Source organism: Janibacter sp. RAF52 (assembly GCF_052114035.1).
GTDB classification, from domain to species: Bacteria; Actinomycetota; Actinomycetes; order Actinomycetales; family Dermatophilaceae; genus Janibacter; species Janibacter hoylei.
Map to the genome: position 1 here is coordinate 287,228 of NZ_JBFRDY010000001.1, position 14,768 is coordinate 301,995.

Consider the following 14,768-nt stretch of genomic DNA (forward strand, 5'->3'; position numbering starts at 1 on the left):
CGGAGCGTGCCCGGACCGGGGACGCCCGAGCAGAGGAGACCGCCATGGCCACCCACCGCGTCCGCAACGCCGCCCACCTTGCCTCCGCCGTCCGCAGCGCGACCCGTCCCGGCGGGCCGACCCTGTGGCAGCGACTGCGCGCCGTGCCGCGGATGATCCGCGCCGTGCGCTCGGGCCAGTACACCGGGCTGAGCTCGACCCGCCTGCTCATGATGCTCGCCGGTGTCGGCTACGTCGTCTCGCCCGTCGACATCGTGCCCGAGGGCCTGCTGCTCGCCTTCGGCCTCGTCGACGACGTGCTCGTCATCGGGTGGCTGGCGACGACCCTCGTGCGTGAGACCGAGGACTTCATCGCGTGGGAGCAGGGCGCCACCGCGGCCGCGGCCGGTGCGCACCACGGCGCCCCGCAGTGGGAGCAGCCGATCCCGTCGTACGTCGTCCCCGACTGATCCACAGGTCCGGAGGCGTCCGAGCGGCCCTCCACAGCCACGACTGGCCCCTGCCGGCGCGCGTCGGCAGGGGCCAGATTCGGTGCATGACACAGATCGTGAGACCCCGCGACGCCGCCGAGCTCGCCGTCCTGATGCCCTACCAGCTCGGGTTCCACCCCGGGCCCTCCGTTTGCCTGACGCTCATGCGCGAGCGGCGCCTCGGTCTGCTCCAGCGGCACGACCTCGTCGCCGAGCCGGACGTGGCTCGGCGTGTGGCCGCGGAGGCCGTCGCCATCGCGCTCCGGGAGGGGGCGAGCAGCGTGCTGCTCATGGCCTTCGAGGACGACGAAGGGCAGTCCCTTGCCCTGCGAGCGGCGATGACCGCGGCGGCTCTCGAGGCCGGGCTGCCGGTGCACCAGCACCTCGTCGTCCGCGACGGCCACTGCCACACCGTCGACGGCCCTGGGGCGGGCCGTGCCCTGCGGCTCCCGCGACCCGAGGACGTGCCGGCGGTCGCTCCCTTCGTCGAGGCGGGGGTCTGCCCGGTACCCAGTCGGGATCACCTCGTGCGGGGGGTCCTCGCGGAGCGGGACGAGACGAGGGCGGCCGCCGTGGCCGTGGCGGCCAGCCCGCTGGGCGTGCGTCCCCGGGTCCCGGAGATCGCCACGGCCTGGACCCGGCTGCTCGACCCCGACGCCGGGGCCCGGCCCGTGGGAGACCTGGCCGACCGCGACCTGCTGGTGATCGCGAGGTCACTGCAGCTCGTCCCCTGGCGCGATGCCCTCCTCGCCGTGCTCTGTCCCGGGACCATGCCCCTGAGGGGGGTCGACGAGCACTGGATCTCGCTCGCGCTCGAGGTCACGAGGTGGTGCCCGTGGGTCCTCGGGGACGACGAGCTCGTGCCGGAGGTGGGGGAGCACCACGACGGGGTGCTCGCCGTCCGCACCCGGCTGCTCGAGCTGGCGCGTCTCGTCCCGGCCGAGCTCACCCCACCCCTGCTGACCTGCGCGGCGCACCTCGCGTGGTGGACGGGCGACGGCACGGTCACGGGGGTGTGCCTCGAGCGGGCTCTGCAGGTCGACCCCGACTACCGGCTCGCGGGGCTCATGCTCGAGCTGCTCTCCCACGGGGTCCGGCCGTGGGAGACGCCCAGGGTCGCCTGACCGGAGCAGGCCCCGTCCGCGCTGCGGACCCGGCTCGATCCGGCCGCCCGGGTGAGGTTAGAGTTGGCGCCAGGTCATGAGTGTCAGCGTCAAGCCCCGGCTAGCTGGCCGGCAACCCTCCTCGCGACGGGGTGCCCCGGGTGATGACCCGGCCGCATCGGAGTGATGTGGCAAGGCGAGACCCGGGAGCCCTCTCATGAGCGTATCCACCACACGGCCCACCACCTCTGCCCTCTGGCGTGACGACCACCCGTCCGGCGACCGCCTCTTCCAGCCCATCGGTGACCTCGTCGTCGAGTCGGGCGAGGTGCTGCCCGACGTCGTCCTGGCCTACGAGACGTGGGGACGGCTCTCGCCCTCCCGCGACAACGCGGTGCTCGTCGAGCACGCGCTCACCGGTGACAGCCATGTGGTCGGTCCTGCGGGCGAAGGTCACCCGACACCGGGATGGTGGCCCGGGCTCGTCGGGCCCGGCGCCCTCCTCGACACCGACGACTTCTTCGTCATCGCGATCAACGTGCTCGGTGGGTGCCAGGGCAGCACCGGCCCCGCGTCCCCCGGACCAGACGGCCGTCCGTGGGGCAGTCGCTTCCCGCGGCTGACCATCCGCGACCAGGTGACGGCCGAGGCGCGCCTTGCCGACGCCCTCGACATCCCGAGCTGGCACACCGTCATCGGTGGCTCGATGGGCGGCATGCGCACGCTCGAGTGGGTCGCCTCCTACCCGGACCGGGTCGGTACCGCGGTGGCCCTCGCATCGACCGCCTACGCCACCGCCGAGCAGATCGGCTGGAGCCAGACGCAGATCCACGCCATCCGCAACGACCCGTGGTTCGCCGGCGGCGACTACTACGGGCACCCGCAGGGCCCGGAGGTCGGCCTGGGCATCGCGCGGCGGATCGCACACATCACCTACCGCAGCGAGATCGAGCTGCACGACCGCTTCGGTCGTGATGTCCAGGACGAGGCGCCGGGGGAGAGCGGCCGGCCGCGCTACGCGGTCGAGAGCTACCTCGACCACCACGGGGGCAAGCTGGCGGCGCGCTTCGACGCCAACTCGTACATCGTGCTGTCCGAGGCGATGAACTCCCACGACATCGGACGCGACCGGGGTGGCATGGCGGCGGCGCTGGCCCCCTTCGCCGGCCGGCTCGTCGTCGTCCCGGTGGACTCCGACCGGCTCTACCCGCCCCGGCTCTCGGACGAGATCGCGCGGGCCCGACCGGGCACGGAGCAGGCGATGATCCGCTCCGTCGTCGGCCACGACGGCTTCCTCACCGAGGTCGACCAGGTGGCCGCGCTCCTGGGCCAGGTCGTCGCAGGACGGCCCCTCGTCGACACGAGGAGCCGGAGTGAGACAGGTCACGGCGGTGCGGTGTAGCGTCTGGCCAAGACCCGTCCAGCAGCACTAGCCAGTCGAGGAGCAACGATGACCATCGTCGTGGGGTACGTGTCCACCAAGGAGGGCGAAGCCGCCCTGGAGCGAGCCTTCGAGGAGTGCCGTCTGCGCAAGGACAAGCTCGTCGTCATCCACTCCGACCGCGGTGGCGCCGGACTGAGCGGCGACAGCGCCCGCAAGAACGAAGAGGACCTCAAGCAGGTCCGCAGCCGCCTCGACGAGGCCGGTGTCGAGGGCGAGGTGCGGGGGCTCGTCCGCGGCAAGGAGCCGGCCGAGGACCTCATCGTCGTCGCCGAGGAGACCGGCGCCAGCCTGATCATCATCGGACTGCGCAAGCGTACGCCGGTCGGCAAGCTCATCCTCGGCTCCAACGCGCAGCGAGTGCTGCTCGACGCGCCCTGCGACGTGCTCGCCGTCAAGGCGCGCTGAGACACGGACACCGATCAGCGGGCACCCCGACGGGGTGCCCGCTGACGCGTTGACGCAGACCTCGTTTTATAATGGTGATGAGCCCAGCGCACAGCGACCGGGCGAGTCGGGTCGACGGGGTCACACGCCACCCCCCTTCGATGCCGGCGGAATCCCCCGTGACGAAAGGTTGTTGGTGACTGCTGTGTCCCCACGGTCGGACGAGGCGCAGGACTCCCTCCCCAAGGAGTTTTCGCACCCATCGCTCCAGGAACTGGTCCGTGTGGGCCACACGACCGGATCCATCACCAGCGACCAGCTCCAGGCCGCTTTCACCGACGCGAAGGTCAGCCCGAGCCGGGGCAGGGTCGTGCTGCGCGCGCTCGGTGACCAAGGAATCGAGGTTCAGGTGCCACCGTCCACCCCCGCCAAGAAGACTGCGGCGAAGAAGACCACCGCGAAGAAGGCCGCGACCAAGAAGGCCGCCGCCCCCGCGAAGAAGGCTGCCGCCACCAAGACCGCTGCTGCCACGAAGAAGGCTGCGGCGCCGGCGAAGAAGACCGCCGCCAAGAAGGCGACCGCCACCAAGGCTGCTGCCGCTGCTGCGGCCGAGCCGGTCAAGAAGGCTGCGCCGGCCAAGACGGCCGCCGCGAAGAAGGCCGCCGCCAAGAAGGCCGCGGCCAACCCGACGACGACGACCGCCGAAGAGCCGGAGCCCGGTGAGGACGACGTCCTCCACGAGGACCCCAAGGCGGCGAAGAAGCCCGAGCAGGAGCCGGACGAGAAGTCGGGCTTCACGATCAGCAACGACGACGAGGACGACGCGCCCGCGCAGCAGGTCGTGACGGCCGGCGCCACCGCCGACCCGGTCAAGGACTACCTCAAGCAGATCGGCAAGGTCGCGCTCCTCAACGCCGAGCAGGAGGTCGAGCTCGCCAAGCGCATCGAGGCCGGTCTCTTCGCCGAGGAAAAGCTCGCCTCGGGCGAGAAGATCGAGATGAAGTTCAAGCGTGAGCTGTGGTGGATCGCGCAGGACGGCAAGAACGCCAAGAACCACCTGCTCGAGGCCAACCTGCGCCTCGTCGTCTCGCTCGCCAAGCGCTACACCGGTCGCGGCATGCTCTTCCTCGACCTCATCCAGGAGGGCAACCTCGGTCTGATCCGTGCGGTCGAGAAGTTCGACTACACCAAGGGCTACAAGTTCTCGACCTACGCCACGTGGTGGATCCGCCAGGCGATCACCCGCGCCATGGCCGACCAGGCCCGCACCATCCGCATCCCGGTGCACATGGTCGAGGTCATCAACAAGCTCGCTCGTGTGCAGCGGCAGATGCTCCAGGACCTGGGCCGCGAGCCCACGCCGGAGGAGCTGGCCAAGGAGCTGGACATGACGCCCGAAAAGGTCGTCGAGGTCCAGAAGTACGGTCGCGAGCCGATTTCCCTGCACACCCCGCTCGGCGAGGACGGCGACTCCGAGTTCGGTGACCTCATCGAGGACTCCGAGGCGGTCGTGCCGGCGGACGCCGTGAGCTTCACGCTCCTGCAGGAGCAGCTGCACTCCGTGCTCGACACGCTCAGCGAGCGCGAGGCGGGCGTGGTCTCGATGCGCTTCGGCCTGACCGACGGCCAGCCGAAGACGCTCGACGAGATCGGCAAGGTGTACGGCGTGACGCGCGAGCGCATCCGTCAGATCGAGTCCAAGACGATGAGCAAGCTGCGTCACCCGAGCCGCTCGCAGGTCCTGCGCGACTACCTCGACTGAGATTCACAGTCAGTCGGTGGCTGAGGCCCGGTTTCATGGGCTTTTCGTGCCTGACGGGAGACACGCTAGCACCGCATAGCGCATGTAGTCGAGATATCGACCTAGAATGGCTGCATGAGCGTGTCCCCGTCGGTCACCGAGCTGCAGGCCCTGGCGCAGTCCTGGGCACTGTCGCTGCGCGCTGACCGCAAGAGCCCGCAGACCCTCAAGGCGTACGGCGACGGGGTGCGGTTCTACCTCGCGTGGTGCCTCGAACAGGACGCCGAGCCGCTGCAACGCGCCTCGATCCGCGCGTGGGTCACCGACCTGCTCGACTCCGGCGCGGCCGCCTCGACGGCACGCAGCCGACAACTGGCGGTGCGCCGGTTCACCGCGTGGCTCGAGGACGAAGGGGAGATCGACACCGACCCCTTCCTGGGAGTCAAGGCACCCAAACTCGACCAGACCGTCGTCGAGCCGCTGACCGAGGACGAGCTGCGCGCGCTGCTCAAGGCGTGCATCCCGGCGAAGGGGGCCACCCGTGCCGAGGCGATGCGCGACCGGCGCGACGAGGCAATCATCCGCCTGATGCTCGAGACCGGGGCGCGGGCCGGCGAAGTCGTCGCCATGTCGCTGGCCGACGTAGACCCGCAGACCTCGACCGCGATCATCCGGCGCGGCAAGGGCGGCAAGGGCCGCGTGATCCCGCTGAGCGCCAACGCGGTCATGGCGATCGACCGCTACCTGCGCCACCGACGAGAGCACCGCCTGGCCGAGTCCGAGCACCTGTGGCTGGGGGACCGGGGCAAGCAATTCCGCTACGACGGGCTGCACAAGTCCCTCAAGATGCGGGCCGAGCGGGCCGGGATCGACCGCTTCCACCCGCACATGCTGCGCCACACCGCCGCGCACCGCTGGCTCGCCGCCGGCGGGTCAGAGTCCGGTCTCATGGCTGTGGCCGGCTGGACGCGCCCGGACATGCTCATGCGCTACACGAAGGCGCAGGCGTCTGCCCGAGCAGCCGACGAAGCCAAGCGGCTGAACCTGGGGGAGTTGTGACGACGGTGTGCGCCCGCGTTGCGCACACCGTCGATGTCCCGTAGAGTGTGACACGTTGGGTGTTTCGCACACCCAAAATCTAGGGCCCCTTGAGGGTCCTTTTTCATGCCCAATTCTGGGCCGCACGACAACTTCACAGACTGATTCCCGCGAGGGGAGGTGGCCATGCCTCCCTAAGCACAGCTCCGTCATTTTCCACGGCATCACGTAGGCGACCAGATCGCTACCACAACCACACAGACCCACCAGAAGGCCCGCCACCGTGCGGGCCTTTTGCATGCCCGGATACGGAGTTATCACCATGGCTGAGACGAACGCAGAGCGCCGCCTGGCCGCGCAGATTGCTGCACATGAGTCCTGGGCGCAGACGCCCGACAGGTCGGCGAGAACGGCGGCTGCCCGCCGTGCACTCGATCAGAAGTTCCTGCGAGAGGCCGGGGGTGACCCCCAGCGCGCCGAGTCGCTGCGTAGGGCCCACTTCAAGCGGCTGGCGCTGAAGTCCGCGCAGTCCCGCCGTCGTGCGCGGGAGGCCGCCGAGGCTGCCCGCGCTGCCGAGGCTGAGCTCGAGGCCCTGGGCGGTGCCCATGCCTGAGCGGACAGAAGTGCGCCCCCCGGTCGGCGAAACCGAGGGGCAGAAGATCACACGGGCGACGCGCTCTCTCGACGTCAAGATTACCGCTGACCTGGCCGCCCGCGCACGCAGGCACGACCACGGTGTGCTCGTGCTGGCCGAGCGTCGGGACGGCATCGTCACCTCGCAGGTGTTCGCGGACCTGGCCGCTGCTGAGCGCAAGGTCTGGCGCACGCGTGAGCGCGGGCTGTCGGCGTCGCTGCAGCTCGTGCGACTGCTGCCCGTGGGTCACGTCGACCTCGAGAGCATCGGGGGTGAGCGTCGATGAGTGCTCACCAGCGTCTGGTCGACGCCCTGGCCGGAGCCGGGTGCAAGGTCAGCAACGGCGGCCGGGCATCGACCTGCCCCGCGCATGACGACCACGCCCCGAGCCTGTCCATCGGTCCACGAGATGACCGGGCCGGGGTCGTGGTCAACTGTCACGCCGGGTGCAGTGCTGAGGCCGTCACCGCTGCGGTAGGGCTGACCCCGGCCGACCTGTTCGACGCCCCGAGCAAGCCCAACGGCAAGCCCGTGCAGGTAGCCACCTACGCCTACGTGGACGAGCAGGGAACCGTGCTGTTCGAGAAGCTGCGGTTTGAGCCCAAGACGTTTCGCCAGAGGGCTGCTGACGGCTCGTGGAGCCTCTCCGGGGTACGTCGGGTGCTCTACCGCCTGCCCGAGGTTCTGGAGGCCGTGCAGGACGGCCGGACGGTATACGTCGCCGAGGGCGAGAAGGACGCCGACGCGCTGGCCGCTGCTCGGGTGACCGCGACGTGCTGGACCGAGGGGGCATGGCGGCCGGGCACCACGGCGAAGTGGCGACCCGAGTACACCGCCACACTGGCCGGAGCTCACGTGGTCATCGTCCGCGACCGGGACGAAGCGGGGCAGCACACGGCCGCGACCATCGCGCAGGCCCTCGAGCCGGTGGCCGCATCGGTGTCCGTGGTGGAGCCGACCAGCGGCAAGGACGCGAGCGACCATCTGGCGGCCGGCCGCACGGTGGCCGACCTCGAGCCCGTACATGCCTCCAACGAGCCCGTGGAGGCTGCCGGGGAGGCCGGAGACGAGCCAGGCGCGTCGTGGGCTGCCCTCGACCTGTCTGCGACGGTGGCCGGAGTCCTGGCGGGGACCATCGAGCGTCCTGCGCCGACCATCGGGCGACGTGCGGACGGGCAAGCCCTGTTCTACCGCGGGCGCGTCAACGGCGTAGCCGGAGCGTCCAACGCCGGCAAGTCATGGACCGGGTTCTACACGTGCGCGCAGGAGATCGCCGCGGGCGAGCACGTCGTGTACGTGGACCTCGAGGACGACGACCAGGGAGCGGTCACCCGGCTGCTCGACCTGGGTGTCGACCCCGAGGTCATCCCGACGCGGTTCCACTACGTGCGCCCCGCCGAGGCGTTCGGCCTGCTGAGCGCGGAGAGGTTCGGGCAGCTGCTGGACCAGGTGAGCCCGAGTGTGGTCGTCATCGACAGCACGGGCGAGTCACTGGCGCTCGAGGGTGCCAAGCCCAACGACGACGACGACGTGGCCCGGTGGTTCCGACGGATGCCGACGGCCATTGCCCGGCGCTGCGGTGCCGCTGTGGTCGTGCTCGACCATGTGACCAAGGCCGAGGACGGCGGGCTGTGGCCCATCGGGTCGCAGCGCAAGCGGGCCGCGATCACCGGGGCGCAGTACATGCAGGTCAACGTCAAGGCGTTCGACCGGACGACCACGGGCTACAGCAAGCTCGTGTGCGCGAAGGACCGGCACGGCAACTACCACCAGTCGCAGACCGTGGCGCTGCTCCACGTCGCCCCCGGAGCGGACGGGGTGCGCCTCGAGCTGCGAGCACCCGCCGAGACGGGCACGAGCGGTGTCGGCACATGGAAGCCGACCGCGATCATGGAGAACATCTCCCGCACGCTCGAGGACGCCGGAGAGGCCCTGTCCTTCCGTGGCATCGATGAGCGGGTCAGCGGCAAGGCCGACCACAAGCGGGCCGCGCTGCGAGCACTGGCCGAGGCCGGGCACATCGTCGTCACGGACGGGGCGCGCAACGCGAAGTTGCACAGCTTCGTCACGCGCTACACCCAGCGCGACGACCCCGGCAGCGACCTCTACGAAGAGCGGGACACACTCAACCCCCCGAATGCGTGCATTGACCGTGGTGAGTGTGTCCGTGTCTTAGGACGGGACACGGGACACACACACTCAGACCGTGTCCCGGACACGGTGGGGACACAGTCGGGACACGGTGGGGATGAGCCCCCTTCGCTGACCTGTGGACACCACGACTGCACCGAAGAGCCACGCCCCGGCAAGGTCATGTGCGCGCGGCACTTCACCCGAGAGCCGGTGACCCGATGAGCGCCGGCGACACCCTCGAGCAGATGACCGGGCAGCGCATCCCCGGAGGGTGCGACCAGTGCGACGCCTACCAGACCGTGGATGCCGACCAGGCACCCATCTACCGGGTGACCGTGCACCACGACGACTGGTGCCCCACCCGCACCGCGACGAGAGGAAGCACCCGATGAGCGCCCGTGAAGTCCGAGAGCAGATCGACAAGCTAATGACCGAGTACGGGGCGCGCCGGATCACCCACGGCTCCCGACGCACCTACGTAGTGCCCATCACAGGCCGCAGCCACCTGAAGGTCGAGACACACGTGCGCGGGTCGGTCACGACCGATCTAGCGATGGAGCGGTGGAACTGCCTCGACGCCCCGAGCGAGATCGCAGACCCGTGGCTTGAGGCCAATGTGTGGCCGTCGACGCGCCGATGGATCGAGCGGACCAAAGCCTGGTCGGCGTTCTTGCCCACGGGCGGCTCCTACTCGGGTAGTCGCGTCCTCACTGCCGAGGCCGTTGAAGTCCTGGCCGCCTGGCTGCCCAAGGAAGTCGAGTGGCAGCACATCGCCGCGAGCCGAGAGTGGGCCGCGTCATGACCGCGCGCGAGGCCCTCGACAGGGCACTGCTCGACCTCGCTGCCGACGGCCGTCGACCGCGCTGCGGTGAACCGGCAGACCACGACCTGTGGACGTCGGAGGACCGGGACGAGCGTCGACGTGCCGCACAGCTGTGTGCTCGGTGTCCGCTGCTCCACCCGTGCGCCGAAGCCGCCGAGGAGATGGAAGAGCGGTGGCACGTCTTCGGGGGCGTCGACCGCACCCGGACCCGACCCAACAACAGGAGGACCACATGAGCACTGACCCCGACGCCCACGCGCTCGTCGTCGACCTTGCCCAGCACGCCGGCGACCACGGGGCGTGTCTCGACCTGCTGGCCGATTACCGCGACGACCACGGGCTAGCCCAGGCGCTGCTCGTGTTCGAGCTGGCGCTGGCCCAGACCTTCGGCGCCCACATGAGCCGAACCGACAACACCGGGGCGCCCGTCCCGGTGACCATCGAAAGAGAGAAGGACTGACCATGTTCGACCGCACCCCCAACGAAGTGACCCGAGCCGCCCGGCAGGTCATCACCGACATGACCCGGATCGGGGCCACCCTCCCACCCGAGATCGCCGCAGCCGTCGAAGCCAAGGACCGTGAGCAGACCGGGCTGCGGACCCTCCTCGAGCACGGCACCGACGCCAAGCTGACCGATCTCGCCGCCGCGCGGGTCAAGGGCCAGAAGGTCAACCAGAGCGAGCTGACCGACGTGCTGCTCGGTGCCGCGCTGGCTGCCCGCCCGCAGGCACAGGACGGCATCACCAGGGCCGCTGACAGCGTGATCGGTCACGCGCTCAGGGACAACGCGGACGCTGTGGTCGACGCGCTGCGGCCGACGTTCGACCAGGCTGCCGCCGCCATCGGCGCCGCCCGCGACGTGCTCGGAGACGTCGACCTCGACGACCTCGAGGCCGTCACCGCGAAGGGAGGCAACGCCGCCCAGCACTGGCAGGACGCCAAGGCAGCTACCGAGCGCATCCACCAGGTGAAGACGGTCATTGAACGGCTGGCCGCTGCCGGTGGGTATCCCAAGACCGCAGACCCCCGCGAGAAGTGGCTGCCCCTGCTCGACGTGGACCTGCCCGGGTACAAGACCCTCACGCGGGACGCCAACGCGTGGGACGCCGCCCGGGCCGGCACGCTCTCCCTCGCCGGCCCCACCGAGTACCAGGCCCGCCTGGCTGCCCTGGACCAGGCGTGGGGGCGGGACCCGAAGAACCCCGCCACCCGTCTGGGCCCCGGGGTTGGGCAGCATCCCACCGACCGGGCGCCCGCCGACGTGATCGGGGGGGCCCTGTGAGCAGCGACGACATGACCCCCGAGGAGTTCGCCCGCCGGCTGTTCGCACCGAGCAAGACGACACAGCACCTGGCACAAGAGTTCCCGCCGTCGCGTGAAGGTGTCACCGACGAGGAAGCGCGCGCGTTCTTCGGGATGCCAACCGACGACGAGCAGGACTGACCGACACGAATGAAGCGCTGGCCGCGAGGCGAACCGCGACACCACGACCGAGAGGAATACAACGATGCCGTTCGCATCGACAGCCAAACGCGATCGAGCACGACGACGCATCGCGCAACAGGTCAAGGCTGGCGCTCCGTGCGCGCTGTGCGGTCGACCGATCGACCTCGAGCTCGCGTATCCACATCCTGACTCGTTCACCGTCGACCACATCACGCCAACCAGCCACGGCGGCACCGACCACTACGAGCAGCTACGTCCCGCGCACTTCCGGTGCAACCGAACGCGCTCCAACGGGCCCGACGGCACCGTGCGCCGCAACTCCGGCGCCCTCGAGGCGTGACCCGACCCGGGAGGACCACGGCGGCGAGAGAGACCCACCCACTATCCCCGACCCCGGCCTCTCTCGCCGCCCCTCGTCGGCATTGGCATCTATCTGGACCCCTGAGAACCCCAAGGAGACCCCATGACCACCAAACCCGCTGAGACGTCCGATCTGGACCGCCTGCAGGCCGCTCGTGACCGCCTCGAGGCCGTCCTGCACAACCCCGAGACCAGTCCGCGCGATCTGGCGACCGTCTCGCGTGAGTACCGCCTGCTGGTGGAGAAGATCGCGGCGATGGCCCCCGCTGCTACGTCGTCCAAGCTCGACGAGATCGCGGCCAAGCGCGCCAAGAGGAAGGGGGCGTGATGGCGACGACTGATCCGACGTTCTCCCGCGTGCCCGAGGGCGACGAGACGACCGGGCAGGAGTGCGTCGACCTGGCCCGCGCCTACGGCATCGGTCTGGACGCGTGGCAGGAGGACGTCGTGCGGGGCATCCTGCGTGAGTCTGGGGGCTCGTGGTCAGCGACCCAGGCGGGGCTCGTGGTGGCGAGGCAGTCCGGCAAGGGGCAAATCCTTGTCGCGCTGGAGCTGTACGGGCTGACCGTGCTGGGAGAGACGATCTTGCACACCGCCCACGCGGTGAAGACCTCCAGTGATGCGTTCCGGCGACTGTGGGCCGTCATCCAGCAGCACGACGATCTCGCGTCGAGGGTGCGCCGCCACAGCCAGATGATCGGCGCCGAGTACGTCGAGTGGGACTCCGGTGCTCGCATCGCTTTCACGACGCGCAGCGCGTCGGCTGGCCGTGGCCTGTCCGTGGATCGCCTCGTGGTGGACGAGGCCGAGGACTTGCCCGCAGCCGAGGTCGGTGCGCTGGCTCCCACGGTCTTCTCGAGGCACCACGCTCAGTCACTGTACTTCGGGACAGCACCCGGGGTGATGCACGACTCCGAGGCGTTCGAGGGCATGCGTCGTGCGGCCCATGACGGGCTGAACCCGCGCTTGGCGTGGTGGGAGTGGGCTGCCGAGTACGGGCACGATATCGACGACCGCGAAATGTGGGTGCGGGTCAACCCGGCCGTGGCGTCTGGCCGTGTCGCGCTCCAGGCCATCGAAGACGACCGTTCGGTGCTGCCCGTCGACCAGTTCCGCGCCGAACGGTTGAGCATGTGGATACCCAGGGGGCAGGCAGGGCAGGTGTTCGACGCGGGCACGTGGGCTGGGCTGCTGGACGAGGACAGCATGGCGGTGGAGTCCTTCGCCATCGGCATCGACGTCCCGCTCTCGCGTGAGGTGGCCACGGTAGCGGTGGCTGGACGGCGTGCTGACGGTCTGCTTCATGTGGAGTGGTACGAGACCCAGGACGGCACCGCGTGGCTCCCGGAGTGGGTCCGCCCGCGCATCGGCAAGGCGGTGCGGGCCGTGGTCGTCGACCAGCGCAACGCTGCCGCTGAACTGGACTGGCGAGCGGCGGGTGTCCGGCCCACGGTGGCGACCTCGAGGGACGTCCCGGCCGCTGCCGGCGGCTTGTTCGAGGCGGTCACGTCCGGCACGGTTCGCCACCGAGGGCAGACAGAGCTCACGCGGGCGGTTCTGGGTGCGCGGCAACGGCCGATGATGGGAGGCCACGTGTTCGGGTGGGATCGAAAGGCACCCGGCTCGAGCGTCCTGTTGGCCGCGTCGCTGGCGTTGTGGGGCGTCGAGGCTCAGACCGTCGAGCGGCCGCTGCGGGCACTGCCCGGGAAGGCTGGTGGCGGCATCGCGGTCCTCTAGCGTGACCACATGCAGCGGATCGACGCTGGCGAGAGGGTCCTGCGGGGGCCCGCCCCTGGGGCAGGTTGCCGTTAGTTACACCTATCTGTAACGTTACGGGTATGAGCATCTCCACCCCCGGCGTCCGGCCAGACATCCCCTTCCAGGTCATCACCCCCGCTGACGTTCGAGCGTCCATCGCTCGCGCTCGTCGCCACCTCGAGCAGGCCGCCGCAGAGATCGCCTGGCAACACGAGATGGAATCTCACCGCACCCTCGCGTATCGGTCATGGGGCGCGATGCGGGATGCCGAGTACGAGGGAGTCGCGTTCATGGTCCCGAGCAAGTCAAACCCCGGCTGGCAAGGCATTGACGTTGGCGAGCCCGAGGTGACGCGCTCGTGCCCACGGTGCGGCCGTGGCATGTTCGGGAGGGTGGATCGCCGGTATTGCTCATCGGCGTGCCGCCAGGGCGCATACAGGGACCGGAAAGGCTGACTGCGGACCCGCAAGCGGGGCAGAGTTCTGGCATCCCCCACCAGGGTTACCCCCGATCCAGCCACCCCATTCGGAAGGGGCCAGCACGCATGGCCCACCCTCGAAACGAGAGCGGGCTGTACTGGAATCGCGGGGCGTTGATCAAGCGCTGATCCGCGACCTGCCGCACCCCTGCAATACGGCCGATGGGACTTGGTGCAGGGCGGTCTCTGGTTTGCGTCTAGGACCGTGAGGGAGGACGACGGGGCCGGGTGGCCCTGGCAGGCACACGGGCCCGTGAGAGACCGTGTGCGAGCCGCGGTGACCCGACGGGGCGCTACCTCAGCGCGCGTCCTCGATGATCCGGGCAGCCTCGACGAGCGCGGCACCGAGGCCGCTGGCTTGGGCAGGCGTGAGACCCGCCTCGACGGGATCGGGCAGGTGCACGGTGACGTCCTCACCCGGCTCGAGGCACAGGCCGAGCACGACGTCGCCCACCGTGACCTCACCGACGTGTGTCCCCGGCTCGAGGGCTGGGTGGCTGCTGCACCACGTCGGGCAGGTGAGCGCCTCGATCTGGGTCACGAAGTTCGAAACCCGCACGCCGAGCAGGTCGCACGCGTCGTGGAGCTCGTCGACCGTGGGGTTATCCGAGACACTGACGTCATGGCCGGCACGTCGCAGGGACGCGCGCAGGTGGCCGGTGATGCGCTGAGTGAAGGCGACTGCCTGCGTGACGCGCTGCCCTGCCTCGAAGGCGGCAAGCGCGGTCTGACAGTCCACGCAGCCGTCGAAGTGGGCACGCGCAGTCTCGTCGGTCCACGGGCCCTCAGCGCCGCACCACATGCCGGCGAAGGAAGGCCACACGTCCTGGGCGCTCATCGGGTGGCCTCGAGGATGCAGGCGACCGTCACGACGACGAGCGAGCCGAACAGGCCGATGGTCTGGGCTGCCGCCGTGGCCGCGGGTAGGGTGAAGTCCACGTTCAGCACCTCCAT

Annotated in this window: 19 protein-coding genes and 1 riboswitch; of the genes, 18 read left to right on the forward strand and 1 reads right to left on the reverse strand. The window is 70.0% G+C overall.

The window, feature by feature from the left end; translation table 11 throughout:
- The first annotated feature begins 44 nt into the window (after nucleotides 1-44).
- The 18 genes from AB4Y78_RS01335 (at nucleotide 45) to AB4Y78_RS01420 (ending at nucleotide 13,315) form a co-directional block, all read left to right on the forward strand.
- On the forward strand, nucleotides 45-449 hold the full coding sequence (locus AB4Y78_RS01335) for a YkvA family protein (RefSeq protein WP_441713757.1): 405 nt from the start codon (nucleotides 45-47) through the stop codon (nucleotides 447-449).
- Nucleotides 450-535: 86 nt separating this feature from the next.
- A complete protein-coding gene (locus AB4Y78_RS01340) occupies nucleotides 536-1,594 on the forward strand; it encodes a DUF4192 domain-containing protein (protein WP_441713756.1) in 1,059 nt (352 codons plus the stop codon).
- A 72-nt stretch (nucleotides 1,595-1,666) separates the two neighbouring features.
- A riboswitch (SAM riboswitch) is annotated at nucleotides 1,667-1,777 on the forward strand.
- Between the two features lie 13 nt (nucleotides 1,778-1,790).
- Nucleotides 1,791-2,975 (forward strand): homoserine O-acetyltransferase MetX, encoded by a 1,185-nt coding sequence (gene metX, locus AB4Y78_RS01345; protein ID WP_259909274.1) that lies wholly within the window; start codon nucleotides 1,791-1,793, stop codon nucleotides 2,973-2,975.
- A gap of 48 nt (nucleotides 2,976-3,023) precedes the next feature.
- Nucleotides 3,024-3,422: a universal stress protein gene (locus AB4Y78_RS01350; protein ID WP_007925340.1), complete on the forward strand. Its 399-nt coding sequence runs from the start codon at nucleotides 3,024-3,026 to the stop codon at nucleotides 3,420-3,422.
- 175 nt (nucleotides 3,423-3,597) lie between these two features.
- A complete protein-coding gene (locus tag AB4Y78_RS01355; RefSeq protein WP_083853624.1) occupies nucleotides 3,598-5,163 on the forward strand; it encodes an RNA polymerase sigma factor in 1,566 nt (521 codons plus the stop codon).
- 114 nt (nucleotides 5,164-5,277) lie between these two features.
- Nucleotides 5,278-6,201 carry a tyrosine-type recombinase/integrase gene (locus tag AB4Y78_RS01360; RefSeq protein WP_441713755.1) on the forward strand — a complete coding sequence of 308 codons (924 nt, stop codon included), beginning with the start codon at nucleotides 5,278-5,280 and terminating at the stop codon, nucleotides 6,199-6,201.
- A 301-nt stretch (nucleotides 6,202-6,502) separates the two neighbouring features.
- Complete coding sequence (locus AB4Y78_RS01365; RefSeq protein ID WP_441713754.1) at nucleotides 6,503-6,793, forward strand: hypothetical protein; 291 nt, start codon at nucleotides 6,503-6,505, stop codon at nucleotides 6,791-6,793.
- Complete coding sequence (locus tag AB4Y78_RS01370) at nucleotides 6,786-7,100, forward strand: hypothetical protein (RefSeq protein ID WP_441713753.1); 315 nt, start codon at nucleotides 6,786-6,788, stop codon at nucleotides 7,098-7,100. Before AB4Y78_RS01365 ends, AB4Y78_RS01370 begins: the two co-directional genes overlap by 8 nt.
- Entirely contained in the window at nucleotides 7,097-9,169 is a 2,073-nt protein-coding gene (locus AB4Y78_RS01375) for an AAA family ATPase (RefSeq protein ID WP_441713752.1), read from the forward strand. Before AB4Y78_RS01370 ends, AB4Y78_RS01375 begins: the two co-directional genes overlap by 4 nt.
- Nucleotides 9,166-9,339: a hypothetical protein gene (locus AB4Y78_RS01380; protein ID WP_441713751.1), complete on the forward strand. Its 174-nt coding sequence runs from the start codon at nucleotides 9,166-9,168 to the stop codon at nucleotides 9,337-9,339. Before AB4Y78_RS01375 ends, AB4Y78_RS01380 begins: the two co-directional genes overlap by 4 nt.
- The gene (locus AB4Y78_RS01385) at nucleotides 9,336-9,749 is read left to right on the forward strand and encodes a hypothetical protein (RefSeq protein ID WP_441713750.1); all 414 of its coding nucleotides are present in this window, start codon (nucleotides 9,336-9,338) and stop codon (nucleotides 9,747-9,749) included. The genes AB4Y78_RS01380 and AB4Y78_RS01385 overlap by 4 nt, the downstream gene beginning before the upstream one ends.
- Complete coding sequence (locus AB4Y78_RS01390; protein WP_441713749.1) at nucleotides 9,746-10,006, forward strand: WhiB family transcriptional regulator; 261 nt, start codon at nucleotides 9,746-9,748, stop codon at nucleotides 10,004-10,006. The genes AB4Y78_RS01385 and AB4Y78_RS01390 overlap by 4 nt, the downstream gene beginning before the upstream one ends.
- Nucleotides 10,003-10,230, forward strand: a complete 228-nt coding sequence (locus tag AB4Y78_RS01395; RefSeq protein ID WP_441713748.1) for a hypothetical protein — start codon at nucleotides 10,003-10,005, stop codon at nucleotides 10,228-10,230. Before AB4Y78_RS01390 ends, AB4Y78_RS01395 begins: the two co-directional genes overlap by 4 nt.
- 2 nt (nucleotides 10,231-10,232) lie before the next feature.
- Nucleotides 10,233-11,054 (forward strand): hypothetical protein, encoded by an 822-nt coding sequence (locus AB4Y78_RS01400; RefSeq protein ID WP_441713747.1) that lies wholly within the window; start codon nucleotides 10,233-10,235, stop codon nucleotides 11,052-11,054.
- On the forward strand, nucleotides 11,051-11,215 hold the full coding sequence (locus AB4Y78_RS01405; protein WP_441713746.1) for a hypothetical protein: 165 nt from the start codon (nucleotides 11,051-11,053) through the stop codon (nucleotides 11,213-11,215). The genes AB4Y78_RS01400 and AB4Y78_RS01405 overlap by 4 nt, the downstream gene beginning before the upstream one ends.
- Nucleotides 11,216-11,279: 64 nt before the next feature.
- Nucleotides 11,280-11,558, forward strand: coding sequence for an HNH endonuclease (locus tag AB4Y78_RS01410; protein ID WP_441713745.1), 279 nt, complete (start codon nucleotides 11,280-11,282; stop codon nucleotides 11,556-11,558).
- A gap of 123 nt (nucleotides 11,559-11,681) precedes the next feature.
- A complete protein-coding gene (locus AB4Y78_RS01415) occupies nucleotides 11,682-11,906 on the forward strand; it encodes a hypothetical protein (RefSeq protein WP_441713744.1) in 225 nt (74 codons plus the stop codon).
- A complete protein-coding gene (locus AB4Y78_RS01420; protein ID WP_441713743.1) occupies nucleotides 11,906-13,315 on the forward strand; it encodes a hypothetical protein in 1,410 nt (469 codons plus the stop codon). Before AB4Y78_RS01415 ends, AB4Y78_RS01420 begins: the two co-directional genes overlap by 1 nt.
- A 797-nt stretch (nucleotides 13,316-14,112) precedes the next feature.
- Here the strand turns inward: AB4Y78_RS01420 and AB4Y78_RS01425 are convergent.
- Nucleotides 14,113-14,652 (reverse strand): hypothetical protein, encoded by a 540-nt coding sequence (locus AB4Y78_RS01425; protein WP_441713742.1) that lies wholly within the window; start codon nucleotides 14,650-14,652, stop codon nucleotides 14,113-14,115.
- Nucleotides 14,653-14,768: the final 116 nt, after the last annotated feature.

Bases quoted from the DNA above. Each gene is read 5' to 3' on its own strand.
- AB4Y78_RS01335 (WP_441713757.1), top strand. From the start codon at position 45: ATGGCCACCCACCGCGTCCGCAACGCCGCCCACCTTGCCTCCGCCGTC.
- AB4Y78_RS01340 (WP_441713756.1), top strand. From the start codon at position 536: ATGACACAGATCGTGAGACCCCGCGACGCCGCCGAGCTCGCCGTCCTG.
- metX (WP_259909274.1), top strand. From the start codon at position 1,791: ATGAGCGTATCCACCACACGGCCCACCACCTCTGCCCTCTGGCGTGAC.
- AB4Y78_RS01350 (WP_007925340.1), top strand. From the start codon at position 3,024: ATGACCATCGTCGTGGGGTACGTGTCCACCAAGGAGGGCGAAGCCGCC.
- AB4Y78_RS01360 (WP_441713755.1), top strand. From the start codon at position 5,278: ATGAGCGTGTCCCCGTCGGTCACCGAGCTGCAGGCCCTGGCGCAGTCC.
- AB4Y78_RS01365 (WP_441713754.1), top strand. From the start codon at position 6,503: ATGGCTGAGACGAACGCAGAGCGCCGCCTGGCCGCGCAGATTGCTGCA.
- AB4Y78_RS01370 (WP_441713753.1), top strand. From the start codon at position 6,786: ATGCCTGAGCGGACAGAAGTGCGCCCCCCGGTCGGCGAAACCGAGGGG.
- AB4Y78_RS01375 (WP_441713752.1), top strand. From the start codon at position 7,097: ATGAGTGCTCACCAGCGTCTGGTCGACGCCCTGGCCGGAGCCGGGTGC.
- AB4Y78_RS01380 (WP_441713751.1), top strand. From the start codon at position 9,166: ATGAGCGCCGGCGACACCCTCGAGCAGATGACCGGGCAGCGCATCCCC.
- AB4Y78_RS01385 (WP_441713750.1), top strand. From the start codon at position 9,336: ATGAGCGCCCGTGAAGTCCGAGAGCAGATCGACAAGCTAATGACCGAG.
- AB4Y78_RS01390 (WP_441713749.1), top strand. From the start codon at position 9,746: ATGACCGCGCGCGAGGCCCTCGACAGGGCACTGCTCGACCTCGCTGCC.
- AB4Y78_RS01395 (WP_441713748.1), top strand. From the start codon at position 10,003: ATGAGCACTGACCCCGACGCCCACGCGCTCGTCGTCGACCTTGCCCAG.
- AB4Y78_RS01400 (WP_441713747.1), top strand. From the start codon at position 10,233: ATGTTCGACCGCACCCCCAACGAAGTGACCCGAGCCGCCCGGCAGGTC.
- AB4Y78_RS01410 (WP_441713745.1), top strand. From the start codon at position 11,280: ATGCCGTTCGCATCGACAGCCAAACGCGATCGAGCACGACGACGCATC.
- AB4Y78_RS01415 (WP_441713744.1), top strand. From the start codon at position 11,682: ATGACCACCAAACCCGCTGAGACGTCCGATCTGGACCGCCTGCAGGCC.
- AB4Y78_RS01420 (WP_441713743.1), top strand. From the start codon at position 11,906: ATGGCGACGACTGATCCGACGTTCTCCCGCGTGCCCGAGGGCGACGAG.
- AB4Y78_RS01425 (WP_441713742.1), bottom strand. From the start codon at position 14,652: ATGAGCGCCCAGGACGTGTGGCCTTCCTTCGCCGGCATGTGGTGCGGC.